The following is a 20,667-nucleotide window of genomic DNA, read 5'->3' as shown; positions in this document are numbered from 1 at the left end:
ACGATACCGCAACAAAAAAGGGCGCCGTCTGGGGCGCCCCTTTGAAGACTATAGGAGGAGCCCTTAGTTCTTGGATTTGTCGACCATTTTGCCTTCGGAAATCCAAGGCATCATGCCGCGCAGCTTTTCACCGACCTGTTCGATCTGGTGTTCGTCGTTGATACGGCGCGTCGCTTTGAAGAATGGCTGACCAACAGCGTTTTCTTGCATGAAGTCACGCACGAATTTACCTGTTTGGATGTCTGTCAGAACGTCTTTCATCGCCTTCTTCGTGGCTTCGTAGGGAAGCACGCGTGGGCCAGAGACGTATTCGCCATACTCAGCTGTGTTGGAGATGGAGTAGTTCATGTTCGCAATACCGCCTTCGTAGATGAGGTCCACGATCAGCTTGGTTTCGTGCAAGCATTCGAAATACGCCATTTCAGGCTCGTAGCCAGCTTCGACCAATGTCTCGAAGCCCATACGGATCAGTTCTACGATACCACCGCAGAGAACGGCTTGTTCGCCGAAGAGGTCAGTTTCACATTCTTGACGGAAGTTGGTTTCGATGATGCCAGAACGGCCACCGCCGATTGCGGAACAGTAGGACAAGCCGATTTCCAGCGCTTTACCTGATGCGTCAGTGTCGACGGCAACAAGACAAGGAACGCCGCCGCCTTTGGTGTATTCGCCGCGTACGGTGTGGCCTGGACCTTTTGGCGCCATCATGATGACGTCAACGCCTTCCTTTGGCTCGATGAGGCCGAAGTGAACGTTCAAACCGTGCGCGAATGCAATCGCGGAACCGGGCTTGAGGTGATCGTGAACGTATTTCTTGTATGTTTCCGCCTGCAGTTCGTCGGGCATTGTGAACATGATGAGGTCGCACCATGCAGCTGCTTCGGAAATGCCCATGACGGTCAGACCTTCGCCTTCGGCCTTCGCGGCAGAAGGGGACCCTTCGCGCAATGCAACGACAAGGTTCTTCGCGCCAGAGTCGCGAAGGTTCAAAGCGTGTGCGTGGCCTTGGGAGCCGTAGCCGAGGATGGCGACTTTTTTGTCCTTGATCAGGTTCACGTCGCAATCGCGGTCGTAGTAAACGCGCATAGTAATTCTCCAGAGTTGGTGTCTGGCTGTGCTTATGGTTTAGTTCTTGCGTGATTTCGATGGTAGATTTCTGATAAATGGGAGGAAATTCAAGTTTGTTATTCGCAAAACTATGAATTATTAGAATTTCTATGCTTGATGACATTTCCCGCTCTATTCTGCGCTACCTTCAAAATGATCCAACGCTTGCCATTCCGGAACTGGCGGATCGGGTGAACTTGACGGCGGCGCAGGCGACCCGACGGTTGGACAAGCTAACGGAAGAGGGGATCATCAAAGGACAAGAGGCGCAGATCAATTGGGAAGCACTTGGTTTCACAGTGCAGGTTTCCTTGCGCATCACGCTCGACAAAACAGCGACCCGCGCTTTCGATGAATTTCAGGCCGCTGCGCGTGAGATTGCAGAGGTCTTGGAAATCCAGACGTTTCTTGGGCGTGTCGATGTTCGCTTGTCACTCGTCGCTCGTGATCTCAATCACTATCAACAAGTCTATCGCGAACAGATCCTGACGCTGCCCCATATCGCTGACATCGAAGCCTTGATGACCGTGTCCGAGGTCAAAAGGGCAGAGGTGCTGCCGATATGATGTTGGACAACCTCGATCGCGCCATTCTACGTGTCCTTACCCAAGACGCGACCAAAACCGCCAGCGCGTTGGGGCGTTTGCTTGGGCTGTCTCAACCGGCGACGTGGCGACGTATCAAACGACTCCAATATGCAGGGGTTTTGACCGGCCGGCGTTTGGTTCTTGATGCTGAAAAGCTCGGCTTTGGCGTAACGGTCTTCCTCGGTGTGAAATTAGCAACCAAGGGCAGGGTCAGCCTAGAGGATTTCGAACGCGCGGTCTCTGCCATCCCTGAGATTCAAACGGTTGAGCATGTTTTAGGCCTTTATGATTATCGCCTGCGCGTAGTCGCCCGTGATCTTGCCGATTTTGAGCGTGTCCTGCGCCGCCGGATCATGACCTTGCCCGGCGTCGGCGATGTGGAAGCCAACGTTCTGCTCAGCGAAGAGCGCTTATCCGGCCCCATTTGAATACGATGGGAAACACGGCGGGCGCTTTTCGAGTACTTTGGTGGCTTTGTATACCCAGATAGACTTTGCTTTCCTGCCCTTTGACGCTTAGCTGATTTCCAAACGGAGGAAAGATCATGGACGGAACCCCACATTCAGTTGACCCAGATGGTTTGATGGAATTTTCAGTGGTCTTCACCGACCGCAGCCTCAACCATATGAGCAAAGCCTTTCAAGGCGTGATGAACGATATTCGCGACATGCTGAAAGAGGTCTACAACGCCGACAAGGTCGCTTTGGTCCCAGGCGGTGGCACTTATGGGATGGAAGCCGTTGCTCGGCAATTCGGTGCTGGCTCTCACGCTTTCGTCGTGCGCAATGGCTGGTTCTCCTACCGCTGGTCGCAGATTTTCGAGGCAGGCGATTTCGCCGCCAAAACAACGGTGATGAAGGCGCGTCAGTCGGGGAATGATACTCGCGCGCCTTTTGCTCCGGCACCGATCGAGGATGTGGTCGCCGCGATCAAAAAGGCAAAGCCCGATGTGGTCTTCGCACCCCACGTTGAAACCTCTGCCGGGATCATTTTGCCAGACGACTACATATCCGCTTTGGCCGACGCCGCGCATGAAGTTGGTGCGATCATGGTGCTTGATTGTATCGCCAGCGGCTGTGCCTGGGTCGATATGAAAGTAACCGGCGTTGATGTGTTGATCTCAGCCCCGCAAAAGGGGTGGTCGTCGACGCCGAGCGCTGGGCTGGTGATGATGTCTGATCGTGCTGTTGCACGGATGGAGAATACGACGTCCGATAGCTTTGTCGTCGATCTCAAAAAATGGACACAGATCATGGACGCTTATGAAAACGGTGGGCATGCCTATCACGCGACGATGCCGACAGATGGTTTGCGCGCGTTCCGCGACACCATGCTGGAAACCCGTGACTTCGGCTTTGATAAACTGAAAGAAGCGCAATGGGCGCTTGGCAATGCTGTTCGGGCAGCATTGGCCGAGAAGGGTATCAAGTCTGTTGCTGCCGAAGGATTTGGCGCGCCGGGTGTTGTCGTCAGCTACACCAATGATCCCGATATCCAAAACGGCTCAAAGTTTGCGGCTGAGGGTATGCAGATCGCAGCTGGCGTGCCGTTGCAATGTGACGAACCAGACGATTTCCGCACTTTCCGTTTAGGGCTTTTCGGCTTGGACAAGCTCTATGACGTGGATGCAACGGTTGGACGCTTGCTGCCAGTCTTGAACAAAGTTCTTTAGCCGTTTGCACCAAGCCCCATGCGCATCAGGCCGGTTCGGATTGGCTTGATGTCATGCAGGGCTTGGACACCCCATCGGCGCATATCCTGTAACACCGGATTGCCAGCAATGGATGCGCGGTTGAGCATATCGATCCCGTTCACCCGCAGCTTGATGTCTGTATGTCTCGCCCGCTGGTACGCGTCGAGCATAGGCGCCTCGCCAAGGGCATTCCGATGCTGCTGTGATAGGTCCAAAAGGAAGCTAAGATCTTTCAAGGACATATTCAGCCCTTGTGCACCAATTGGCGGCATGACGTGCGCCGCTTCTGCGACGAGGACGGTGCGGGGTGCGATCAAGGTGGAGGCCAACTGACTGATGATCGGCCATGTCGTGCGACGGGTGACAAGGGTGAGTGGCCCCAAAACACCGGCGCTCCGCTCTGTGGCCTCTTGATTGAACGCATCTTCATTAAGATCGCGGAGGCGCTTCGCATCGGCTGCATTTGTCATCCAAACCACGGCGGAACAGGGTCCGCCTTCGTGATCCGGTAGAGGGACCAAAGTAAACGGTCCGCCAGATTTGTGCACTTCGGTCGAGATATTATCATGAGGCGCCTTGTGACTGACGGCAAATGTCAGCGCGGTTTGGCCATACCGCGTAGTGCTGACAGCGATCCCTGCCGCTTTACGAACGGCAGAGTCGCGACCATCAGCACCGACAACCAGTTTAGCGGTAACTTTCGAACCATCCGTCAGCCTGACCAATGCCGCCGACGTCCGGCTGACCATCGATTTGAAGCCAACGCCAGTGCGAAAATCGACATTCTCCAAGTCTTCGAGGCGCGCAACCATCTCTCTGCGCAAAAGCCAATTGGGCAAATTCCACCCGAATGGATTGTCGGAAATGTCTTTCGCTTCAAACGCCCGCTCAACCGGCGGCTCTTTGGCGGCATCCACGATGGCCATGGTTTGGAGCGGCGTCGAAAACGGCTCAAGTTTTACCCACAGACCGGCTTTGTCGAGAAACTCTTTGGCTGGTAGTAAGAAAGCCGTGGTGCGCAGATCGGCACCGGCGTCTTTGATCGATGTCACTGGCGGCATAGGGTCGACGATGACAACGCTAAAACCCGCAGTACCAAAAGCCGCTGCGGCTGTTAGGCCGGCACCGCCGCCCCCGCAAATTAGAATATCGCAATTCGTCTCAACCATAGCACTGACATAGGCTGTCTACATCGGGTGGGAAAGAGGTGACCTTTCAGGTGCGACATCAAGCGCTTGTACTATTGGTCATATCTGTGCTGAATTGATACGCACGAAATGAAGGGGTTAGACATGCGGGATAGAACACTAGGGCAAAGAGATGCTTATGATCTGATCTTAGAAGCAATCGATAGCCATATTTATAAACCGGGTGACCGACTTGTTGAGAGCGATTTGGCCGAAAAATTCGGTGTCAGCCGAACCCCCGTGCGAGAAGCGCTGCAGCGCTTAGAAACTCAATCCCTTTTAACGCGCGATGGCCGGTCTTTGATCGTAGCCTCGCTTGATCACACGCAACTTTCCGAACTCTATGTGGTTCGGGGTGAGCTTGAGGGATTGGCCGCGCGCCTTGCGTCGCGTCACGCAACGCCAGAAGAGGTACGCGTGCTGCGTAATATGCTTGAGGCTGATAAAAAGCTCATCGATGATCCTGAAGGGCTCAGCCGTGCAAACCGTCGTTTCCACAAGCAGATTCACCTGGCGTCACACAATCGGTTTCTTGTCCAACAACTCGATCTTGTGCATCGCTCTATGGCGCTCTTGGCGTCGACCTCGATCAAGGCAGAAGGACGCGGCGCTGATACGCTGGAAGAACACGAAGCCATCGTTCAGGCCATCGAAACTGGCAACGGTGATGCCGCTTATCAAGCTCTACGGGATCATATTAGTGCTGCATATGAGATCAGGTTACGCCTGGATGCGGAAGCTGTTGAAGCTGACCGCTAGCGCGACAATTCGATCCCATGAGCGGTTTTGTCCCAGAAAAACGGCCGCCAAAAGAGTTCTGACAAGCCTTTGAGCGCCCCTAGCGTGGCCAGGGGAAAGTAGAAAACCATCGTAGGTGCCCATTTCATCAGCCAGGACTTTCCTGCGCGATGGGCCCCGATGCAGTTCGCGGCCAAATTTACGCAGGTCGAAAGAAGAAAGATGGCTGTCAAAGCGACAAACTGGGACCCGCTTAGCAGCGAAAAGAGTGGGTGGGGTAACCCGAATGGGATAACGACGACCGTCCAAAGCAGCGGGGCGAGCAGAAACTGTGACAGGGTTCCCAAGAACAGAACCTGAAAGCCAAAGAACCGCCAAGCCCCTAACTGACGGAACAGTTCGAGAGGCCTGCGCATATGCACCGCATAGGTGACAGCGTAACCCTTTAACCAGCGCGAACGCTGCTTGATCCACGGCCAAGCGCGTGCGTTTGCCTCCTCGTTCGTGACGGAGGGCATAAAGACCGTTCGATATCCGTGTCTGGCTAACCGCACGCCGAGATCAGCATCTTCTGTGACGTTATGCGCGTCCCAACTCCCAAGTTCATTCAAAGTGTCCCGGCAAAAGAAAAGCGTGGTACCACCGAGCGGGACAAGTAGCCCCATTTTTGCGTAGCCCGGTAGGATGACCCTGAACCAGCTAGCGTATTCTAACGTGAAGCAACGAGATAACCAGTTTCCCGACGCGTTGTAGTAATCTAGACGTCCCTGCACGCAGGCGACATCGGGGTCAGCGCGGGCGAATGTTTCGGCGACGTGACGAAGCTGATCGCTCTCCGGTGCATCCTCTGCGTCGTAGACCCCCACAATCGAGCCGCTGACAAAATTGAGTGCATAGTTCAGCGCACGTGGCTTCGTTCGGAGCTTGCCTTTGGGGGCTTCGATGACGCGCATCCAATCGGGTAGCTTTTGCTTCGAAATGGACGATTTCGTCACAAGATCATCGTCTTCGACAACAAAACAGAGGTCGAGTTTGCCCCTTGGATAGTCCAGTTTTGTAAGGCGAGACGTCAAAGGCCCTGTCATGTCTGCTTCTCGAAACAAAGGAACCAAAAGCGATATGGTTGGCAATTCATCGTCTCGTAGCGCCAGCCCCAAATTCTCTTGGGGGTTGGCTTTCTGGCAGAGGGAACAAGGTTTCAAAGCTGTCCCCAAAAGCAGGATCAAGACGACCCATCCAAATGCGATGCCAAATGTCAGGAGGGGAAAGAACACGGCGCATAGAATGCCGAGCGAACAAGCGACAAGAGCGAAGACTGCAGCCCTTTTTGAACGCCATGTCCGGCAACTGTCTGCTTCGTCCAATGTCGTTTCGGCGTCGTAGGCCAAATTTGATCGGAAGGTTTCGAGCAAAAAAGTCCAAAGTTTTTCGCCATCTGCTTTTAGTAAGATGAACCTGCCAAAACGCGCCTCGACCATTTCCGGCTGCTCCTGGGCGAGCGTCAAATCTGTGCCCAAAAGGACGGTCGTGTCGCCAAAGGCCCGCCATGGAAGCAACGAATATCGGATGCAAAATTGCGGGTCTGCCAGCGCAAGAAGTCGCATATCCGGCGGCTCCGCAATTGGATCGACCAGCGACGAGCGGACGGCGGCCTGCGAAGCAGCGCTTTCTGCACTTGGCGGAACATCAGATTTGATACGTCTGGTTGCAAACACGTAGGACCTCACAACATGGGTTGGAGGTACCTGCGCTTGGTTAACGACCGGTTAAGCGGCCCGAGCCGCCATCGCTTCCGCAAACCGCTCAAACAGGTAGTAGCTGTCCTGAGGGCCGGGGCTGGCTTCGGGATGGTACTGCACCGAAAACACAGGGCGGTCCGTCATGCGGATACCGCAGTTTGACCCATCAAAGAGCGATGTATGTGTTTCCTTAACACCTTGAGGAAGTGTTTGGCTGTCCACCGCGAACCCATGGTTCATCGACGTAATTTCAACCTTGCCGGTCTCGATATCTTTCACCGGATGGTTCGCGCCGTGATGCCCGTGGTTCATCTTGATCGTCTTCGCACCGAGGGCCAAAGCGAGCATCTGGTGCCCCAGACAAATACCAAAGACAGGAACATCAGATTGTTCCAACACACCTTGGATCATCGGAACGGCATATTCGCCCGTTGCGGCCGGATCACCGGGCCCATTGGAGAGGAAAACCCCATCAGGGCTCAACGCCAAAACATCTTCTGCTGTTGCCGTGGCGGGCAGGACTGTCACGTCACACCCGGCCGAGGCGAGGCAGCGCAGGATATTTCGTTTTGCGCCATAGTCGATTGCCACAACTTTGTGCTTCGGCTGGTGTTGCGGGCTGTACCCCTCAGGCCAAGCCCACCGCATTTCGTTCCAATGGTATGACTGCGCGCAAGTCACTTCTTTTGCCAGGTCCAACCCTTCCAAGCCAGAAAATGCGCGCGCTGCCTTTACCAAGGCATCAATGTCGAAATTCCCGTCAGGATCATGTGCCAAGGCCACGTGCGGTGCACCTTGCTGCCGGATTGCCCGCGTCAGACGACGCGTATCGACGCCTCCAATCCCGATACGGCCGCGTTTAGCGAGCCAGTCTCTCAACTCATCCGTCGCACGCCAGTTGGAGGCAACGGTCGGGTCCCATTTCACGACCATACCGGCGGCAACCGGATCGGCGGTTTCGTCATCTTCAGGATTTACGCCCGTATTGCCGATATGAGGGAAGGTGAAGGTCACAACCTGACCGGCATAAGAGGGGTCGGTCATGATCTCCTGATAGCCGGTCATCGCCGTGTTGAAGCACAGCTCAGCGGTTGTTTCACCGGTGGCTCCGAAGCCAAATCCATAGAAAACAGTACCATCCGCCAGCGCAAGGCAGGCCGTGGGTTTGCTGTTGGCGTTGTCCGACATGGCAGTGTCCCCCGTATGCACAAATTGTGCTGGTACTAAGGGCGCTCTAGGAGAGGGTCAAGAGGTCAATGGGCCTGATTTACGGGCAAATTGACCTTACGTCGCGACCGCTTGTCAGATGAAAAACCCGCGTCTATGTTGGCCGCTCGTTCAAAGCAGATGGGACAACGCTTTTATGGACATGCGTACACGGGTCACTGCGGCTCTGAAAGATGCAATGAAATCGAAAGAGGTGGATCGGCTGTCAACACTCCGGCTGATCAACGCGGCGATCAAAGACAAAGACATCGCTCTGCGTGGTGAGGGGGACGACAAGACCGTCACTGACGCCGACGTGCTTGCGATTATGGGCCGAATGGTCAAACAGCGCCAAGAAAGCGCGCGGGCTTATGACGAAGGTGGGCGTCTGGAATTGGCTGAGAAGGAACGCGCTGAGATCAAAGTGATCGAAGAGTTCTTGCCGAAACAACTATCCGAAGCCGAAACCGAAGCCGCTGTCGATGCCGCTATTTCCGCCGTCGGGGCGGAAAGCATCCGTGACATGGGGAAGGTCATGGGTGAGCTAAAGGGCAAGTACACCGGACAAATGGATTTCGGGAAGGTAGGTCCGCTGGTTAAGGGCCGGTTGGGGTAAGTAGTTCCCAAAATAGCAGAAAAGGCCACGGTTTTTTGCGTGGCCTTTTTTTGTTCACCACCGATCGTCTAGTCGGCGCTCGTGAGTTTTCCTCAGACGTAGTTCATTTGCTTTACGCACTTCATGCTCGAGTATTAAATCGCTGTGCGTTGCGCTCGGAGGGTGAGGAAAATCGGTTCTTGCAGCCGTACGCAATGTTCGTGATAGTATGTCTAACATAATGTTCTCTATTTTTATCTCTTGGGGAGAATTTAAATGATTTTTTGGTAGTTAGCGACTCAATGTGAAATTCAAAATGTTAATTGAGCTTACATATGGAATGGTCTAGAATTCCGTCCCTTCCAGCTTTGCGTGCACTTGAAGCTGCAATTCGGCATGAGAGTCTGTCAAAGGCGGCGGCGGAGCTCAACGTTACCCATGCGGCGATTGCACAGCACGTTCGCGCTTTGGAAGTAGAGTTCGTGACCTCGCTTATGGTGCGATCTGGGCGAGGCGTGGTTGGCACCGCGGACGGAAAAAGACTTGCTGCTGGTCTCAATGACGGTTTTTCCACGATTGCCGATGCAGTAGATAACTTAAGACATCAGGTCGATGGCAGGCCTTTGAATATCACTCTCACACCCGCGTTTGCTGCCAGTTGGCTCATGCCAAGAATTGGTGATTTCTGGTCCAAGTATCCCGAAGTCTCGGTCAATCTCAGCCCATCATTGGGTATAACAGACCTAAGACGAGATGGTTTCGATCTTGCCCTACGTTATGGGGCAGGAAACTGGCCAGGCTATCAGTCGGAACTTTTGGTTGGGTCTGAATTTTGGGTGGTCGCCGCCAAGAAGTTGATCGGTGATCAACGCTTCGGCTGTGTCGCCGACCTAAGCAAATTTCCATGGCTGATGGAGGATCACATGATGGAGCTACAGCAGGCCATCGCCCGAGAGGGACTAAATCTTCTGGACGTCGATTTGAAAACCATGTCGACTAATAGCCTTGTTATTTCTGGCGTAAAGGCAGGCCTTGGGATCACTGCACAGCCAAAGTCTTTGGTCGAAGGTGACGTCGATCGGGGCGATCTGATCAAATTGTGCGAATTGGAGCAACAAGGTCTTGGGTACTACATCGTGACGCAAACGGATCGTCACCCCAAAGGACTGAGCGAATTTGTGAGATGGTTGCGATCACAGCGGTAGCAAAGGTGAATCAATAACTGCCTTTGCTCGACTGATCTGATGCAGCGAGAGGAAAAGCTAGCGCAGACATTAATGGGCAAGGACTGTGCTGTAGTGCAGCAATCCCCAGGGCTCAAATGCCCGTTCGAGTGATGCCCAATGCCTTTGGGCCTTATCGTCCGATAGACCAGAAATCTCAAAAATCTCTTTCACGCACCTCCGACCATCAATCGCGGCGATCAAAGGTGCGATATCTGGCTTTAGGCTGATCTGAACACGCTCACTCCCGACCCGCAAATCGGGAAGCTTTTTTGCTACCACTGCGCTTGCGAGCGGTTTCGGCTCCATGTTGTTGAGATGTGGAATGCGGTCGGAGAGGGGCGAGAATTCAGGCGCTTTATCTTCGGCGCGTCGCGCATACCCTACATGTGTCTTGATGGTACCTCTTAGCGCTTCAGCCACACCCATCGCTTCGATGGCCGACAAGCCCGACGGCGCGTCGGTTAGGGTCTCAATATCATACAGCCCGGGTTGGCTGAACTGAGCAAGCGACCATCCGGTCTGATCCAAAGCGTCAATCCACTCTCCGACTCTATAGGCGCGATCCTGACTGTGCAGCAGCAGGTCATAGAATCCTGCATCACTTTGCTTGTGGTCGGCGACGTTTGGGTTTCTCTTGAAGGGATGACCGTCTGGGATCGCCGCGAAGACTTTCTTGGCGTGTTTGATTTGGCTTTTAGGAGGCAGATGACCGTAAAGCGTGTTGAAGGCTTCCTGTAGCGGATAAACGCCCGAACGACCGTAGGGCGCATAGACCATGAAACCGAGGCCGCCATTCGGTGCTATGGCTGCTTTCAAGGCCGTTAGGCCAGCGAGAGGGTCTGGCAGGTGATGCAACACGCCGCAGCAGTCGATGTAGTCGAATGGTTCATACTCCGGCGCATCGAGTAGTGACCCTGTGACAAAGGTAATCCCGCCCAGACCACGCTCCTTCGCGCGGGCTTCAGCGATCTGGCGCGAGGCGGTGGACAAGTCGATATAGGTGATCTCGTAGGGTTTTCCCGCATCGGTCAGACGCTGAGCCAACTGGATCAATCCATCGCCCGTCCCGCCACCCGCAAAAAGAGCGCGCAAAGGCTGCGACCAATCCCTTTGTCCACCCCAAAGGTGATGGTCCATCTCTTGCGGGATGGAAGGAGAACCGGAGATGAGTCGTTTGGCTTCATCTTTGGGATTTCTCTCCGGGTATGGGAAGACTTCGTATTGCGCCTGTACTTTACTCATCTTGCTCTCCAACTCTTCGGAAAGGTGCCGGAGGCGATCCGCGTTGGCAAGCCGTCTGGCGTGCCACCCCAAAGAAAAAGCCCCGCTCAATGGCGGGGCTTTCTCAATTCTCAAACCAGCTTAGTGAGCGTGGCCTTTGTCCCATTCTTCCTGCTTTGGAAGTATTTCGAACGTGTGCTCTGGTGGAGGGGACGGCAAGGTCCATTCCAGCGTATCAGCATATTCGTTCCATGGGTTCGCCTCTGTCACGCGCTGACCCCAGCGGAGAGTGTAGAAGATTACGCCAATGAAGAAGACGAAGGACGCAAAGGACAGGAACGCACCCCAGGAGGAGATGTAGTTCCAGTACGCGAATGCCTCTGGGTAGTCGATGTAACGACGTGGCATACCCTGACGACCCAAGAAGTGCTGTGGGAAGAAGGTGATGTTTGCACCGATGAACATCGCCCAGAAGTGCAGCTTACCTGCCCATTCAGGGTACATGCGGCCGGACATCTTTGGCAGGTAGAAATAGATACCCGCAAAGATCGAGAAGACCGCACCAAGGCTCATCACGTAGTGGAAGTGTGCAACTACGTAGTATGTGTCGTGGTACGCGCGGTCGACACCAGCCTGAGACAAGACAACACCTGTCACACCACCGACGGTGAAGAGGAACAGGAAGCCAAAGGCCCAGAGCATCGGTGTTTTGAACTCAACCGAGCCGCCCCACATCGTGGCGATCCAGCTAAAGACCTTCACACCTGTGGGCACCGCAATGACCATGGTTGCGAGCATAAAGTAGGACTGCTGCCGCAGAGACATACCAACGGTATACATGTGGTGCGCCCAAACGACGAAACCCAAGACACCGATTGCAACCATCGCATAAACCATCGGCAGGTAGCCAAAGATCGGCTTGCGCGAGAATGTCGCGATCACGTGGGAAATGATGCCGAAGCCGGGAACAATGATGATGTACACTTCTGGGTGTCCGAAGAACCACAGAATGTGCTGATACAAGATCGGGTCGCCACCGCCAGCAGGATCAAAGAAGGTTGTTCCGAAGTTCCGGTCTGTCAGCAACATGGTGATAGCACCAGCCAAAACAGGCAGCGCCAAAAGGATCAACCATGCGGTCACGAAGATCGACCAAGAGAACAGCGGCACTTTGTGCAGGGTCATGCCCGGCGCACGCATGTTCAGGAAGGTTGTGATCATGTTGATCGCACCAAGGATCGAAGACGCACCAGAGACGTGAACCGCGAAGATCGCCAAGTCCATCGACATGCCGGATTCTGTTGTCGAAAGCGGTGGGTAAAGGACCCAGCCGACGCCAGAGCCTAGCTGACCGTTGCCGCCGGGAGCCAACATTGACGCAACACCAAGCGACGTACCAGCAACGTACATCCAGAAGGAGAGGTTGTTCATACGTGGGAACGCCATATCCGGCGCACCGATTTGCAGAGGCATAAAGTAGTTACCAAAGCCGCCGAAAAGGGCCGGAATAACCACGAAGAACATCATCAGGACGCCGTGATAGGTGATCATCACGTTCCAAAGGTGCCCGTTCGGGGTACATTCGGCAGAAGCATCAGCGATAAAGCGTGCGCCTTCGAGACACATGTACTGTACGCCTGGGTTCATCAACTCCAAGCGCATATAAACGGTGAAAGCCACCGAAATGAAGCCGACGATGCCGGCAACAAACAGGTATAAGATACCGATATCTTTGTGGTTTGTAGACATGAACCACCGGGTAAAGAATCCGCGGTTGTCTTCGTGCTCATGGCCGTTGATGGCTGCGTCTGCCATGTGGCTCTCCTCGCGTTGGCTACCTTGGTACAGGGTTCGAGTCGCACTCGTCCCCGCGATTTGAACCGCTTCTAGTCGAGTGCGCCGCGAGGGGCAATAATGGAAGTGCGTTTTAGGGGTGGGTAATAATGGCGCAGGCCAAGCATTATCCGTCTAGGAAAGGGCAGGTTTTTCGCAAGGCGACATCAACGTCATTCATCGTCACAGGCAAACCCAAATCCGTTAGCGAAGTGACCCCGTGTTCATGAATGCCACAGGGCACGATTCCATCGAAATGGCTGAGGTCTGGTTCCACATTTATGGAAAGCCCGTGAAAGGACACCCATTTGCGTAAGCGGATGCCCAAAGCGGCAACTTTGTCCTCTGCCAAAGAGCCATCAATCGCTTTGGGTTTTTCTGGGCGCTGCACCCAAACCCCCACGCGACCGGCCCGCCGTTCGCCCTTGACGTTGAACTGATCGAGGGTCTCGATAATCCAATCTTCCAACTGGCAAACAAACGCGCGCACATCGCGTCCTCGCTTACCGACGTCGAGCATCGTATAAACAACGCGTTGTCCTGGCCCGTGGTAGGTATATTGCCCGCCTCGCTTAGCCTCAAATACAGGGAAGCGGTCAGGATCAACCAAGTCTTCGATCTTGGCTGACGTCCCAGCAGTGTAGAGCGGCGGATGTTCGACAAGCCAAATCAACTCGTCTGCTTCGCCATCAACTAATGCGTTGGCACGCGTCTCCATTGCGTCCAAGGCTTCGCTGTAGTCGGTTAACCCGTCGGAAATTTTCCACTCTACCATTAAAGGCGCTCATTCATTGCCCGTCGGGTTCTACATGGAGCGAAGCCCGCAAAGTTTAAAGGCTAAAATTTGGCTGTGCCGAAAGACACTTTGCCCTTGGCAAGGTCATTTCCCTGCACTAGAAGCGCCCAAGCTAGGATTTGCGATCGTGGCGGAATTGGTAGACGCGCAGCGTTGAGGTCGCTGTGAGGTAACACTCGTGAGGGTTCGAGTCCCTCCGATCGCACCACACCTCTCATTAAATTGGAGGCTTTACCACGCCCGCTAGGGCAATATGGTCAGCCATACCCAAACGGTTACGATTGAGATCGCTGTTCCCAGCAAAACGCTACTGGCTGCGACCCTCTTAGCCCGACCATACATATTTGCGAAAACGTAGCTGTTGATCCCCGGGGCCATGGCCGCGGTGAGGATTGCGGAACGGAACGCTTCGACGCTCAGGCCATAGGATTTGCCCAGTACCCAGACGATGGCAGGGTGCAAGACAAGTGAAACGGCAACCACATAAAGAATGGTCCGCATGTCGCCTTCAGGCCGGTAGCGATACAAAACCCCACCAAGACCAAAAAGAGCGGCGGGGAGGGCCGCGCGGACCATCAAGTCAATGGCGTCCCACATGACGGTCGGCACAGGCACGCTGAAAAGATTAACGATGAACCCAAGCGTGATCCCCAAGATCAGCGCATTGGAGAACATCGCCGTCAGAACCTTTCGTGGCATTGCCGCGTAGGACGATCCCCGATTGCGCACAATCTCCATCGCGGTAATCCCAATGCCGTAGCAAAACGGAGAATGGATCGCGATGATTGCGTAGTTCGCGGTTAGTGCATCTACGCCGTAAGCGCGCTCGGTGATGGGCAAGCCGAGCAGGAGGGAATTCGAGAACAACCCGCAAAACCCAATGGCCACACAGTCTTCCCAGTCTCGTTTGAAGAAATAACGGGCCCCAAGAAAACAAGCCAAAAACCCGCAAAGGGCTCCGACATAGAAACTGATCATTAAGTCCAGATCGAAGTTTTGTTCCAGATCAAGGGTCGAGATGGCTCGGAATAGCAGGCAAGGGATGGCGAACTTCTGAGTAAACACCATCAGGCCGTCGACGCCTGTCTCCGAAAAAAAACCACGCCAGACAGCGAAAAACCCAAAGCCGATAACTAGGAAGACCGGTAGGATGACCTCGATCAGCGCATTCATTCGGGTCGTCCTTGCGCCATGTGTTAATCCGGTACCGTGATGGTCAGACCATCGAAGGCCGGTTGGACATGATCGGGCGTTTCGTCATTAAGCGTCTGATAATCCAAGTCATTGTGTAGATTGGTCAGGACGGCCGACTTTGGCTTTGCCTGTTCAATCCACTCCAACGTATTCGCAAGATGGGAATGGCTTGGATGCGGGGTGCGTCTGAGCGCATCAACAATCCAGGTGTCTAATCCGTCGAGGACGGGCCAGCTGCTTTCGGGAATGTCCGACACATCAGGAAGATAGGCGACGCCAGCGACACGGAAGCCCAAGGCGTCGATTGTCCCGTGCTCTACCTCAAAAGGGGTTAAGTTGATCGGCCCGCCTGCACCGTCAATCACGATGTCAGCGTCAATAGTGTTAAGCTCAAGGATCGGCGGGTAGGGCGATCCTTTCGGTTGCACGAAGGCATAGCCAAAGCGATCCAACAGAGCATTCGACGTCGGACCGTCAGCCCAGACTTGCAGCTTGGTCCGCGTGTTGAACACGATCATCCGCAGATCGTCGATGCCATGCACGTGGTCAGCATGAGAATGAGTGTAGACGACGGCGTCGAGATGGCCGACCTCTGCATCAAGTAACTGCTGACGCATGTCGGGCGAGGTATCAATCAAAACCCGCGTGTTTCCATCCGGCCCGCTGCGCGTGATCAGAAGTGAACAGCGTTTCCGAACATTCTTTGGGTTCGTGGGATCACACTCCCCCCATTGTCCGCCCAAGCGCGGCACGCCACCAGACGACCCGCAGCCCAATATGCGAAACGACAGGCTCATGCGGCGGCTTTCCAGAACAAGCGGTCAAAGTTGGCTGTGGTTTGGGCCGCGAACTGTTCGTAGCTCACTCCAAAAACGTCTGCCCCGACTTTTGCCGTATGCGCCGTATAGGCCGGTTCGTTGCGCTTGCCGCGGAAAGGTGGCGGGGCAAGGTAGGGGCTGTCGGTCTCAACCAAGATCCGATCAATTGGAGCGGTTGCGAAGATATCTCGCAACTCTTGGCTTTTCGGAAAAGCGGTGATCCCTGACATCGACAGGTAGAAATCCATGTCCAATGCCGATTTCGCAAGTGCTGCGGAACTGGAAAAACAATGCATCACACAACGATAGGCCCCGTTGTCGTAGCTTTCGCGCAAGATCCGGGCCATGTCGTCATCTGCCGCTCTTGCATGTATGATCAGTGGAAGGCCGGTTTCCCGAGCCGCATCAATGTGAATGCGGAGTGATTGCTGTTGGATGTCTTTGCTTTCAGCGGTGTAGTGATAATCCAACCCCGTCTCGCCAATACCCACAAATTTTGGGTGCTGGGCCAAGGCAACCAACTCATCCACAGTCGCCAAAGGTTCATCAGCAGCGCTCATCGGGTGGGTGCCAGCGGCGTAGTAAACGTTATCGAACTCTTCCGCGATGGTCCGCACCTCAGGTTCCAACCGCAACCGCGTGCAGATTGTGACCATTCGGGCCACGCCAGCTTCTGCCGCGCGCTTGATAATGTCCGCGCGCTCCCCTTCGAAATCGGGGAAATCCAGATGACAATGGCTGTCGACGATTTCGGGGTTGCTCATTATGCCGCTTTCACTCTGCGGCGATGGAGAGCGCCGTCTCTTCGATCTTGAAAACCATATCGAGGATCAAGGCAGCGGGGTCAAGGTTGACGGCTTTTCCGTGACGCGACCGCGCACCCAAAGACTGCTGCAGATCCGCCCAAGCACGCGCTGCCTGATCATGCGGTGACAAGCGCGCCAAAAGCCGCGCTTCGCCAGGTGCGCCTTGGCTGTCGGGTTGTCCCATCAAACCAATGCGCGCGGCGCGGGCAAGGAAGTGATCGATCAGGTCGAGCGTCATAGCGAACCGCACCTCGGCTCCACGCCCCGCGCAGCTTTCCGCGAGTTTCAGCGCTGCAGGTCGGGTGATGCGGGGCAAACCGTCAAAAAGCTGGATCAGCTCTGCATAAAGCTGCAAACCATCGTGGTTCATCAATCGGATCGCATCGCCCGCCGATCCACCGCAAAGCGAAAGCAAGGCATCCGGCGCATCCGTATGTTGTCCTGCCTGTTCCAAGGCCGCAGCGAGAGACTGCGCCTCCAACGGTCCGCAACGCAATTCCCTGCATCGCGATCGGATTGTCGGCAAAAGGCGGGAAGGTTGATGTGCGATCAGCAAGATTGTGGTGCGGGCAGGGGGTTCCTCAAGTTCCTTGAGGATAGCATTCGCCGCGTTGCGGTTCAGCTCATCTGCTGCGTCCACAATTACAACGCGTCGACCGCCGTCGGCCGCGGACAGTTGAAAAAACCCCTTCAATCCCCGAACGGCATCAACGGTTATGTCCGCTTTCAATTTGCTTGTCTTCTCGTCCACGGGGCGGCGCACAACAAACAAGCGCGGGTGTGCCCCCGATTGAACAAGTTTCGCGTCGGGATGATCTGGCGGCACGCTCAAATCGGTCGCTGGTGCCGCCTCCCCAAACAATCCATCATCAGGCGCTTCAGCCAAAAGAAACGTGGCAATTTTCCACGCCAGAGTGGCCTTTCCAACGCCACGCGGACCAGTGATCATCCACCCTGAATGAAGGCGCTTTGAGTTATAGGCGTCCAAAAAACCTGCAACTGCTGCATCCTGACCTAAAAGCCGTTCCGTCTCGCGCGGGTGTGGCGCGCCCTCAATACGATCCGGTTCCGGCAGGTCGTCACTCATGTGCGCGCCGCAAATTGGGTTGCGACGTCAGCGGAAACCTCTTCAATGGCGCGATTCCCATCGATCAATACACATCGGTCCTCAGTTTGAGCGAGGTTCAAAAACCCGTGTCGCAAGGTTTCCTGAAACCCAAGGCCGAAATCCTCAAACCGATCTTCACCGGACTTTCGCGCAAGACCGCGGCGTAAAGCCTCTTCAGGGTCCATATCGATAATAAAAGTCAGATCAGGCTCGCGCCCGATCATAAGCCGGTGCAACTCATCAACCGTGTTGCGAAGATCGCCTCGTGTGGCTCCCTGATAGACACGAGTGCTATCCGCGAACCGATCCGAAATCACGGTCTTACCTTGTTCGAGAGCCGGTAAAATGGTCCGTTCTAAGTGATCTCGGCGCGCTGCGGTGAAAAGTAAGATCTCCGTCTCCGCCGTCCAACGATCCGGGTCACCTGTCAAAACCAACTGACGAATTTCTTCCGCGCCGGGGCTGCCACCCGGTTCGCGTGTCAGAACAACGTCGTCCAAACGCTCCGCCAAAAGCCGCGCTTGGGTCGATTTGCCCGACCCATCAATACCTTCAAAGGTCACAAACATTTGGAAATACTACTCGCCTTAGGCTGGATTGTCTTCTGCGCCCAAGGCACCAATTTTTTCAAGCAGAACCTGAGCAGCGACACGTAACCGCGTTTCGAATCCACCTTCAGCGACATCATCCGTCGCTACCAATGGCACTGTTGTATCCGGCAACCCATCAACACTGATGATTAAGTCGCCGACCCTCTCGCCAGCCGAAATGGGGGCTTGCAATGGACCATCATAAACGACCTGTGCATCGACAGCATCTTGATTGATCACAGGGAGCAGCAAAGAGAGATCTTCCGCCACGGTCAATCCCACGGTCGGTGCATCCCCCATCCAGACATCGGCATGCGCAATCTGAGAACCAGCGCGCACGACATCTTTCTGCGCAAACTGGCGGAAGGCCCAGTTCACAATCTTTTCGGCCTCTTCGGCGCGCTCAGCTTCGGAATCGAGGCCGGTGAGTACAAAGATCACGCGTCGGTCGCCCTGTTTGGCAGACCCAACAAGGCCGTACCCAGCCTCTTGCGTATGACCGGTTTTCAACCCGTCTGCCCCAATACCCAGGCCCAACAATGGGTTGCGGTTATTGCTGTTTGCTGGCGCACGCCCGTCAAAGGCAAAGGTCTGTTCATTGAAAAGGGGATAGTAGGTCGGGAAGTCGGTGATGAGGCGATCTGCTAATACCCCCAGATCTCGCATCGACATCCGGTGTCCGACAGCGGGCCATCCATTCGAATTTTTGAACGTTGAATTGGTCAGCCCCATCTGCTGGGCACGTTCTGTCATCATCCGTGCAAAGGCCGGTTCCGTTCCACCAATGGCTTCCCCCAGAACCGCGCTAGCGTCGTTGCCGGACAGAACGATCACGCCACGAAGAAGATCTTCAACTGATACGCGATCTGTTGTGTCCAGAAACATGGTTGAGCCGCCATAGGTCGCTGCATGTTCCGACACCGGTAAACGCTCGGTGATACCCAAACGACCGTCTGCTACTGCTTCAAACGCCATGTAGATGGTCATCAGCTTGGACATGGAGGCTGGCGGCAAAGGCTCGTCAGCATTTTTTGACATCAATACCGTGCCAGTCGTTTGATCCAGCACGTAGGCAGCTGTGGCCTTGGTATCGAAGGCTTGTGCGGCGGCCGAAACAGCCCAAAGCAAGCCAATGGCAATAGAAGAAATGACCAAACGCGTCAGTCGCGGCATCGAAAGCCCTTTCGCTTAGTTGGTGACGAAATACGCGTCGGTAAAGCCGAGCGATTTCACTTTGTTCAGCACTTCAGCACGATCAGCGGAGGTCGGAGAGGGGCCGACAATGACCCGCCAGAAAGGCCGCCCGTTGCTCGATTGGGCGAGAACCGTTCCCACCAACCCGTTAGAACTCAAAAGCTCATTCGTGCGTTGTGCATTCTCCTCTACGCTGAAGATGCCGATCTGGATGTAGGGTTTGTCCAAGTTGGAAGTGGGCGCAGACGCTGGTTGCGGTGTTGCAGTCGTCGCGCTAGCGGCAGCCTCTGCAGCTGCGATTGCGATAGCAGCCGCACCCGTCAACCCTTCGGTGCTTGTGTCGCTAGGTGCCTCCGCCGCCGGCGCGCTTGCAAAAATGTCGCTCAACGTCGATGCCGCTGTACCTGAACTTGCCGCTGGCGCATCGGCCACCTCGGCGGAGGGTTCATCTAGTGGCGTCGCTGTCACCGCGACGGGAGCATCCAAAGCGGCTGTTTCCAATGTCGGCAGTTCTTCGACCGGTGCCTCTTCGCGCCTTAGGGCTATGACGCTTAGTTGTGTTGGCGCACCTGCCAGCACGCCCAATTCCTCAGCGGCGTCAGACGACACTTGCAAGGCTGGGCCCGCGTTCTCACGCTCTCGGCGGAACAGTGCACCGATAACTGACGACCCGTTTGCGTTGTTGCGAATGATAACGCGCTCCGGATCAACCGCGTCAGGGTGAGCCACCCAAACACCGCCGAGCGACGGCCGCCCGTCCCAAAGGCCGTTTTCATCCACCGAGAATACCTCAGGTGCCTCTACGTCACGCTCAACCAAGGACACCGAAGGCGCCGCGAACGTCGATGCGCCAGCGGAATTTTCCGCACCAAAGCTGGGCAGCTGAAACTCACCATTCTCATCACATCCAGTCAGCACCAATGCGCCGATACTAAGTGCAAGTACCTTCGTTTTCGCATGCGATTTCAAAGCGTTGCTCGACATTGTCCGCCCTTTGTATTCTTGGCCGCATTTCGCCTCGAACCTTAT

General features: G+C 55.0%; 20 protein-coding genes and 1 tRNA gene. 7 read left to right on the top strand and 14 right to left on the bottom strand.

Annotation, left to right across the window (positions count from 1 at the left end; genetic code table 11):
• Positions 1-63: 63 nt before the first annotated feature.
• Positions 64-1,086, bottom strand: coding sequence for a ketol-acid reductoisomerase (ilvC, locus tag BUA85_RS05370; protein ID WP_072899818.1), 1,023 nt, complete (start codon positions 1,084-1,086; stop codon positions 64-66).
• 131 nt (positions 1,087-1,217) lie between these two features.
• Here ilvC and BUA85_RS05365 point away from each other — a divergent pair, with 131 nt between their 5' ends.
• The 3 genes from BUA85_RS05365 (at position 1,218) to BUA85_RS05355 (ending at position 3,366) form a co-directional block, all read left to right on the top strand.
• Positions 1,218-1,673 carry an Lrp/AsnC family transcriptional regulator gene (locus BUA85_RS05365; RefSeq protein ID WP_072899817.1) on the top strand — a complete coding sequence of 152 codons (456 nt, stop codon included), beginning with the start codon at positions 1,218-1,220 and terminating at the stop codon, positions 1,671-1,673.
• Entirely contained in the window at positions 1,670-2,122 is a 453-nt protein-coding gene (locus BUA85_RS05360) for an Lrp/AsnC family transcriptional regulator (protein WP_072899816.1), read from the top strand. Before BUA85_RS05365 ends, BUA85_RS05360 begins: the two co-directional genes overlap by 4 nt.
• Positions 2,123-2,238: 116 nt before the next feature.
• A complete protein-coding gene (locus BUA85_RS05355; protein ID WP_072899815.1) occupies positions 2,239-3,366 on the top strand; it encodes an aminotransferase class V-fold PLP-dependent enzyme in 1,128 nt (375 codons plus the stop codon).
• Here BUA85_RS05355 and BUA85_RS05350 read toward each other — a convergent pair.
• Positions 3,363-4,556 (bottom strand): UbiH/UbiF family hydroxylase, encoded by a 1,194-nt coding sequence (locus BUA85_RS05350; RefSeq protein ID WP_072899814.1) that lies wholly within the window; start codon positions 4,554-4,556, stop codon positions 3,363-3,365. The genes BUA85_RS05355 and BUA85_RS05350 overlap by 4 nt on opposite strands.
• Positions 4,557-4,679: 123 nt before the next feature.
• On the opposite strand from BUA85_RS05350, the gene BUA85_RS05345 reads away from it, so the two are divergent.
• Positions 4,680-5,333: a GntR family transcriptional regulator gene (locus BUA85_RS05345; protein WP_072900428.1), complete on the top strand. Its 654-nt coding sequence runs from the start codon at positions 4,680-4,682 to the stop codon at positions 5,331-5,333.
• Here the strand turns inward: BUA85_RS05345 and BUA85_RS05340 are convergent.
• Together BUA85_RS05340 and carA are read right to left on the bottom strand one after the other, a co-directional pair.
• A complete protein-coding gene (locus BUA85_RS05340; RefSeq protein WP_072899813.1) occupies positions 5,330-7,027 on the bottom strand; it encodes a glycosyltransferase family 2 protein in 1,698 nt (565 codons plus the stop codon). The genes BUA85_RS05345 and BUA85_RS05340 overlap by 4 nt on opposite strands.
• A 51-nt stretch (positions 7,028-7,078) precedes the next feature.
• The gene (gene carA, locus BUA85_RS05335; RefSeq protein WP_072899812.1) at positions 7,079-8,239 is read right to left on the bottom strand and encodes a glutamine-hydrolyzing carbamoyl-phosphate synthase small subunit; all 1,161 of its coding nucleotides are present in this window, start codon (positions 8,237-8,239) and stop codon (positions 7,079-7,081) included.
• Positions 8,240-8,414: 175 nt separating this feature from the next.
• On the opposite strand from carA, the gene BUA85_RS05330 reads away from it, so the two are divergent.
• The gene (locus tag BUA85_RS05330) at positions 8,415-8,873 is read left to right on the top strand and encodes a GatB/YqeY domain-containing protein (protein WP_072900427.1); all 459 of its coding nucleotides are present in this window, start codon (positions 8,415-8,417) and stop codon (positions 8,871-8,873) included.
• 314 nt (positions 8,874-9,187) lie between these two features.
• Positions 9,188-10,057, top strand: coding sequence for a LysR family transcriptional regulator (locus tag BUA85_RS05325; protein ID WP_072899811.1), 870 nt, complete (start codon positions 9,188-9,190; stop codon positions 10,055-10,057).
• A 69-nt stretch (positions 10,058-10,126) separates the two neighbouring features.
• On the opposite strand, the gene BUA85_RS05320 is transcribed toward BUA85_RS05325, so the two are convergent.
• The 3 genes from BUA85_RS05320 to lipB all read right to left on the bottom strand — a co-directional run bounded on the left by BUA85_RS05320 (position 10,127) and on the right by lipB (position 13,907).
• Complete coding sequence (locus BUA85_RS05320; RefSeq protein ID WP_072900426.1) at positions 10,127-11,320, bottom strand: class I SAM-dependent methyltransferase; 1,194 nt, start codon at positions 11,318-11,320, stop codon at positions 10,127-10,129.
• 120 nt (positions 11,321-11,440) lie between these two features.
• Entirely contained in the window at positions 11,441-13,114 is a 1,674-nt protein-coding gene (ctaD, locus tag BUA85_RS05315) for a cytochrome c oxidase subunit I (RefSeq protein WP_072899810.1), read from the bottom strand.
• A 145-nt stretch (positions 13,115-13,259) separates the two neighbouring features.
• Positions 13,260-13,907: a lipoyl(octanoyl) transferase LipB gene (gene lipB, locus BUA85_RS05310; RefSeq protein WP_072899809.1), complete on the bottom strand. Its 648-nt coding sequence runs from the start codon at positions 13,905-13,907 to the stop codon at positions 13,260-13,262.
• Positions 13,908-14,049: 142 nt separating this feature from the next.
• On the opposite strand from lipB, the gene BUA85_RS05305 reads away from it, so the two are divergent.
• Positions 14,050-14,136 (top strand) — tRNA-Leu (locus BUA85_RS05305).
• A 35-nt stretch (positions 14,137-14,171) separates the two neighbouring features.
• Here the strand turns inward: BUA85_RS05305 and BUA85_RS05300 are convergent.
• The 7 genes from BUA85_RS05300 to BUA85_RS05270 are packed head-to-tail and all read right to left on the bottom strand — an operon-like array spanning position 14,172 to position 20,622.
• A complete protein-coding gene (locus BUA85_RS05300; RefSeq protein ID WP_072899808.1) occupies positions 14,172-15,101 on the bottom strand; it encodes an AEC family transporter in 930 nt (309 codons plus the stop codon).
• A 23-nt stretch (positions 15,102-15,124) separates the two neighbouring features.
• The gene (locus tag BUA85_RS05295) at positions 15,125-15,919 is read right to left on the bottom strand and encodes an MBL fold metallo-hydrolase (RefSeq protein ID WP_072899807.1); all 795 of its coding nucleotides are present in this window, start codon (positions 15,917-15,919) and stop codon (positions 15,125-15,127) included.
• Complete coding sequence (locus BUA85_RS05290) at positions 15,916-16,704, bottom strand: TatD family hydrolase (protein ID WP_072899806.1); 789 nt, start codon at positions 16,702-16,704, stop codon at positions 15,916-15,918. The genes BUA85_RS05295 and BUA85_RS05290 overlap by 4 nt, the downstream gene beginning before the upstream one ends.
• Before the next feature lie 10 nt (positions 16,705-16,714).
• Positions 16,715-17,833, bottom strand: a complete 1,119-nt coding sequence (locus BUA85_RS05285) for a DNA polymerase III subunit delta' (protein WP_072899805.1) — start codon at positions 17,831-17,833, stop codon at positions 16,715-16,717.
• Positions 17,830-18,423 carry a dTMP kinase gene (gene tmk / locus BUA85_RS05280; protein WP_072899804.1) on the bottom strand — a complete coding sequence of 198 codons (594 nt, stop codon included), beginning with the start codon at positions 18,421-18,423 and terminating at the stop codon, positions 17,830-17,832. The genes BUA85_RS05285 and tmk overlap by 4 nt, the downstream gene beginning before the upstream one ends.
• Positions 18,424-18,441: 18 nt before the next feature.
• Positions 18,442-19,617, bottom strand: a complete 1,176-nt coding sequence (locus BUA85_RS05275) for a D-alanyl-D-alanine carboxypeptidase family protein (protein ID WP_072899803.1) — start codon at positions 19,615-19,617, stop codon at positions 18,442-18,444.
• A 15-nt stretch (positions 19,618-19,632) separates the two neighbouring features.
• Positions 19,633-20,622 carry an SPOR domain-containing protein gene (locus BUA85_RS05270; protein ID WP_072899802.1) on the bottom strand — a complete coding sequence of 330 codons (990 nt, stop codon included), beginning with the start codon at positions 20,620-20,622 and terminating at the stop codon, positions 19,633-19,635.
• Between the last annotated feature and the right edge of the window lie 45 nt (positions 20,623-20,667).

This window comes from Cognatiyoonia sediminum, assembly GCF_900129845.1.
Lineage (GTDB): Bacteria > Pseudomonadota > Alphaproteobacteria > Rhodobacterales > Rhodobacteraceae > Cognatiyoonia > Cognatiyoonia sediminum.
This window is presented reverse-complemented; position numbering and strand designations above follow the sequence as displayed.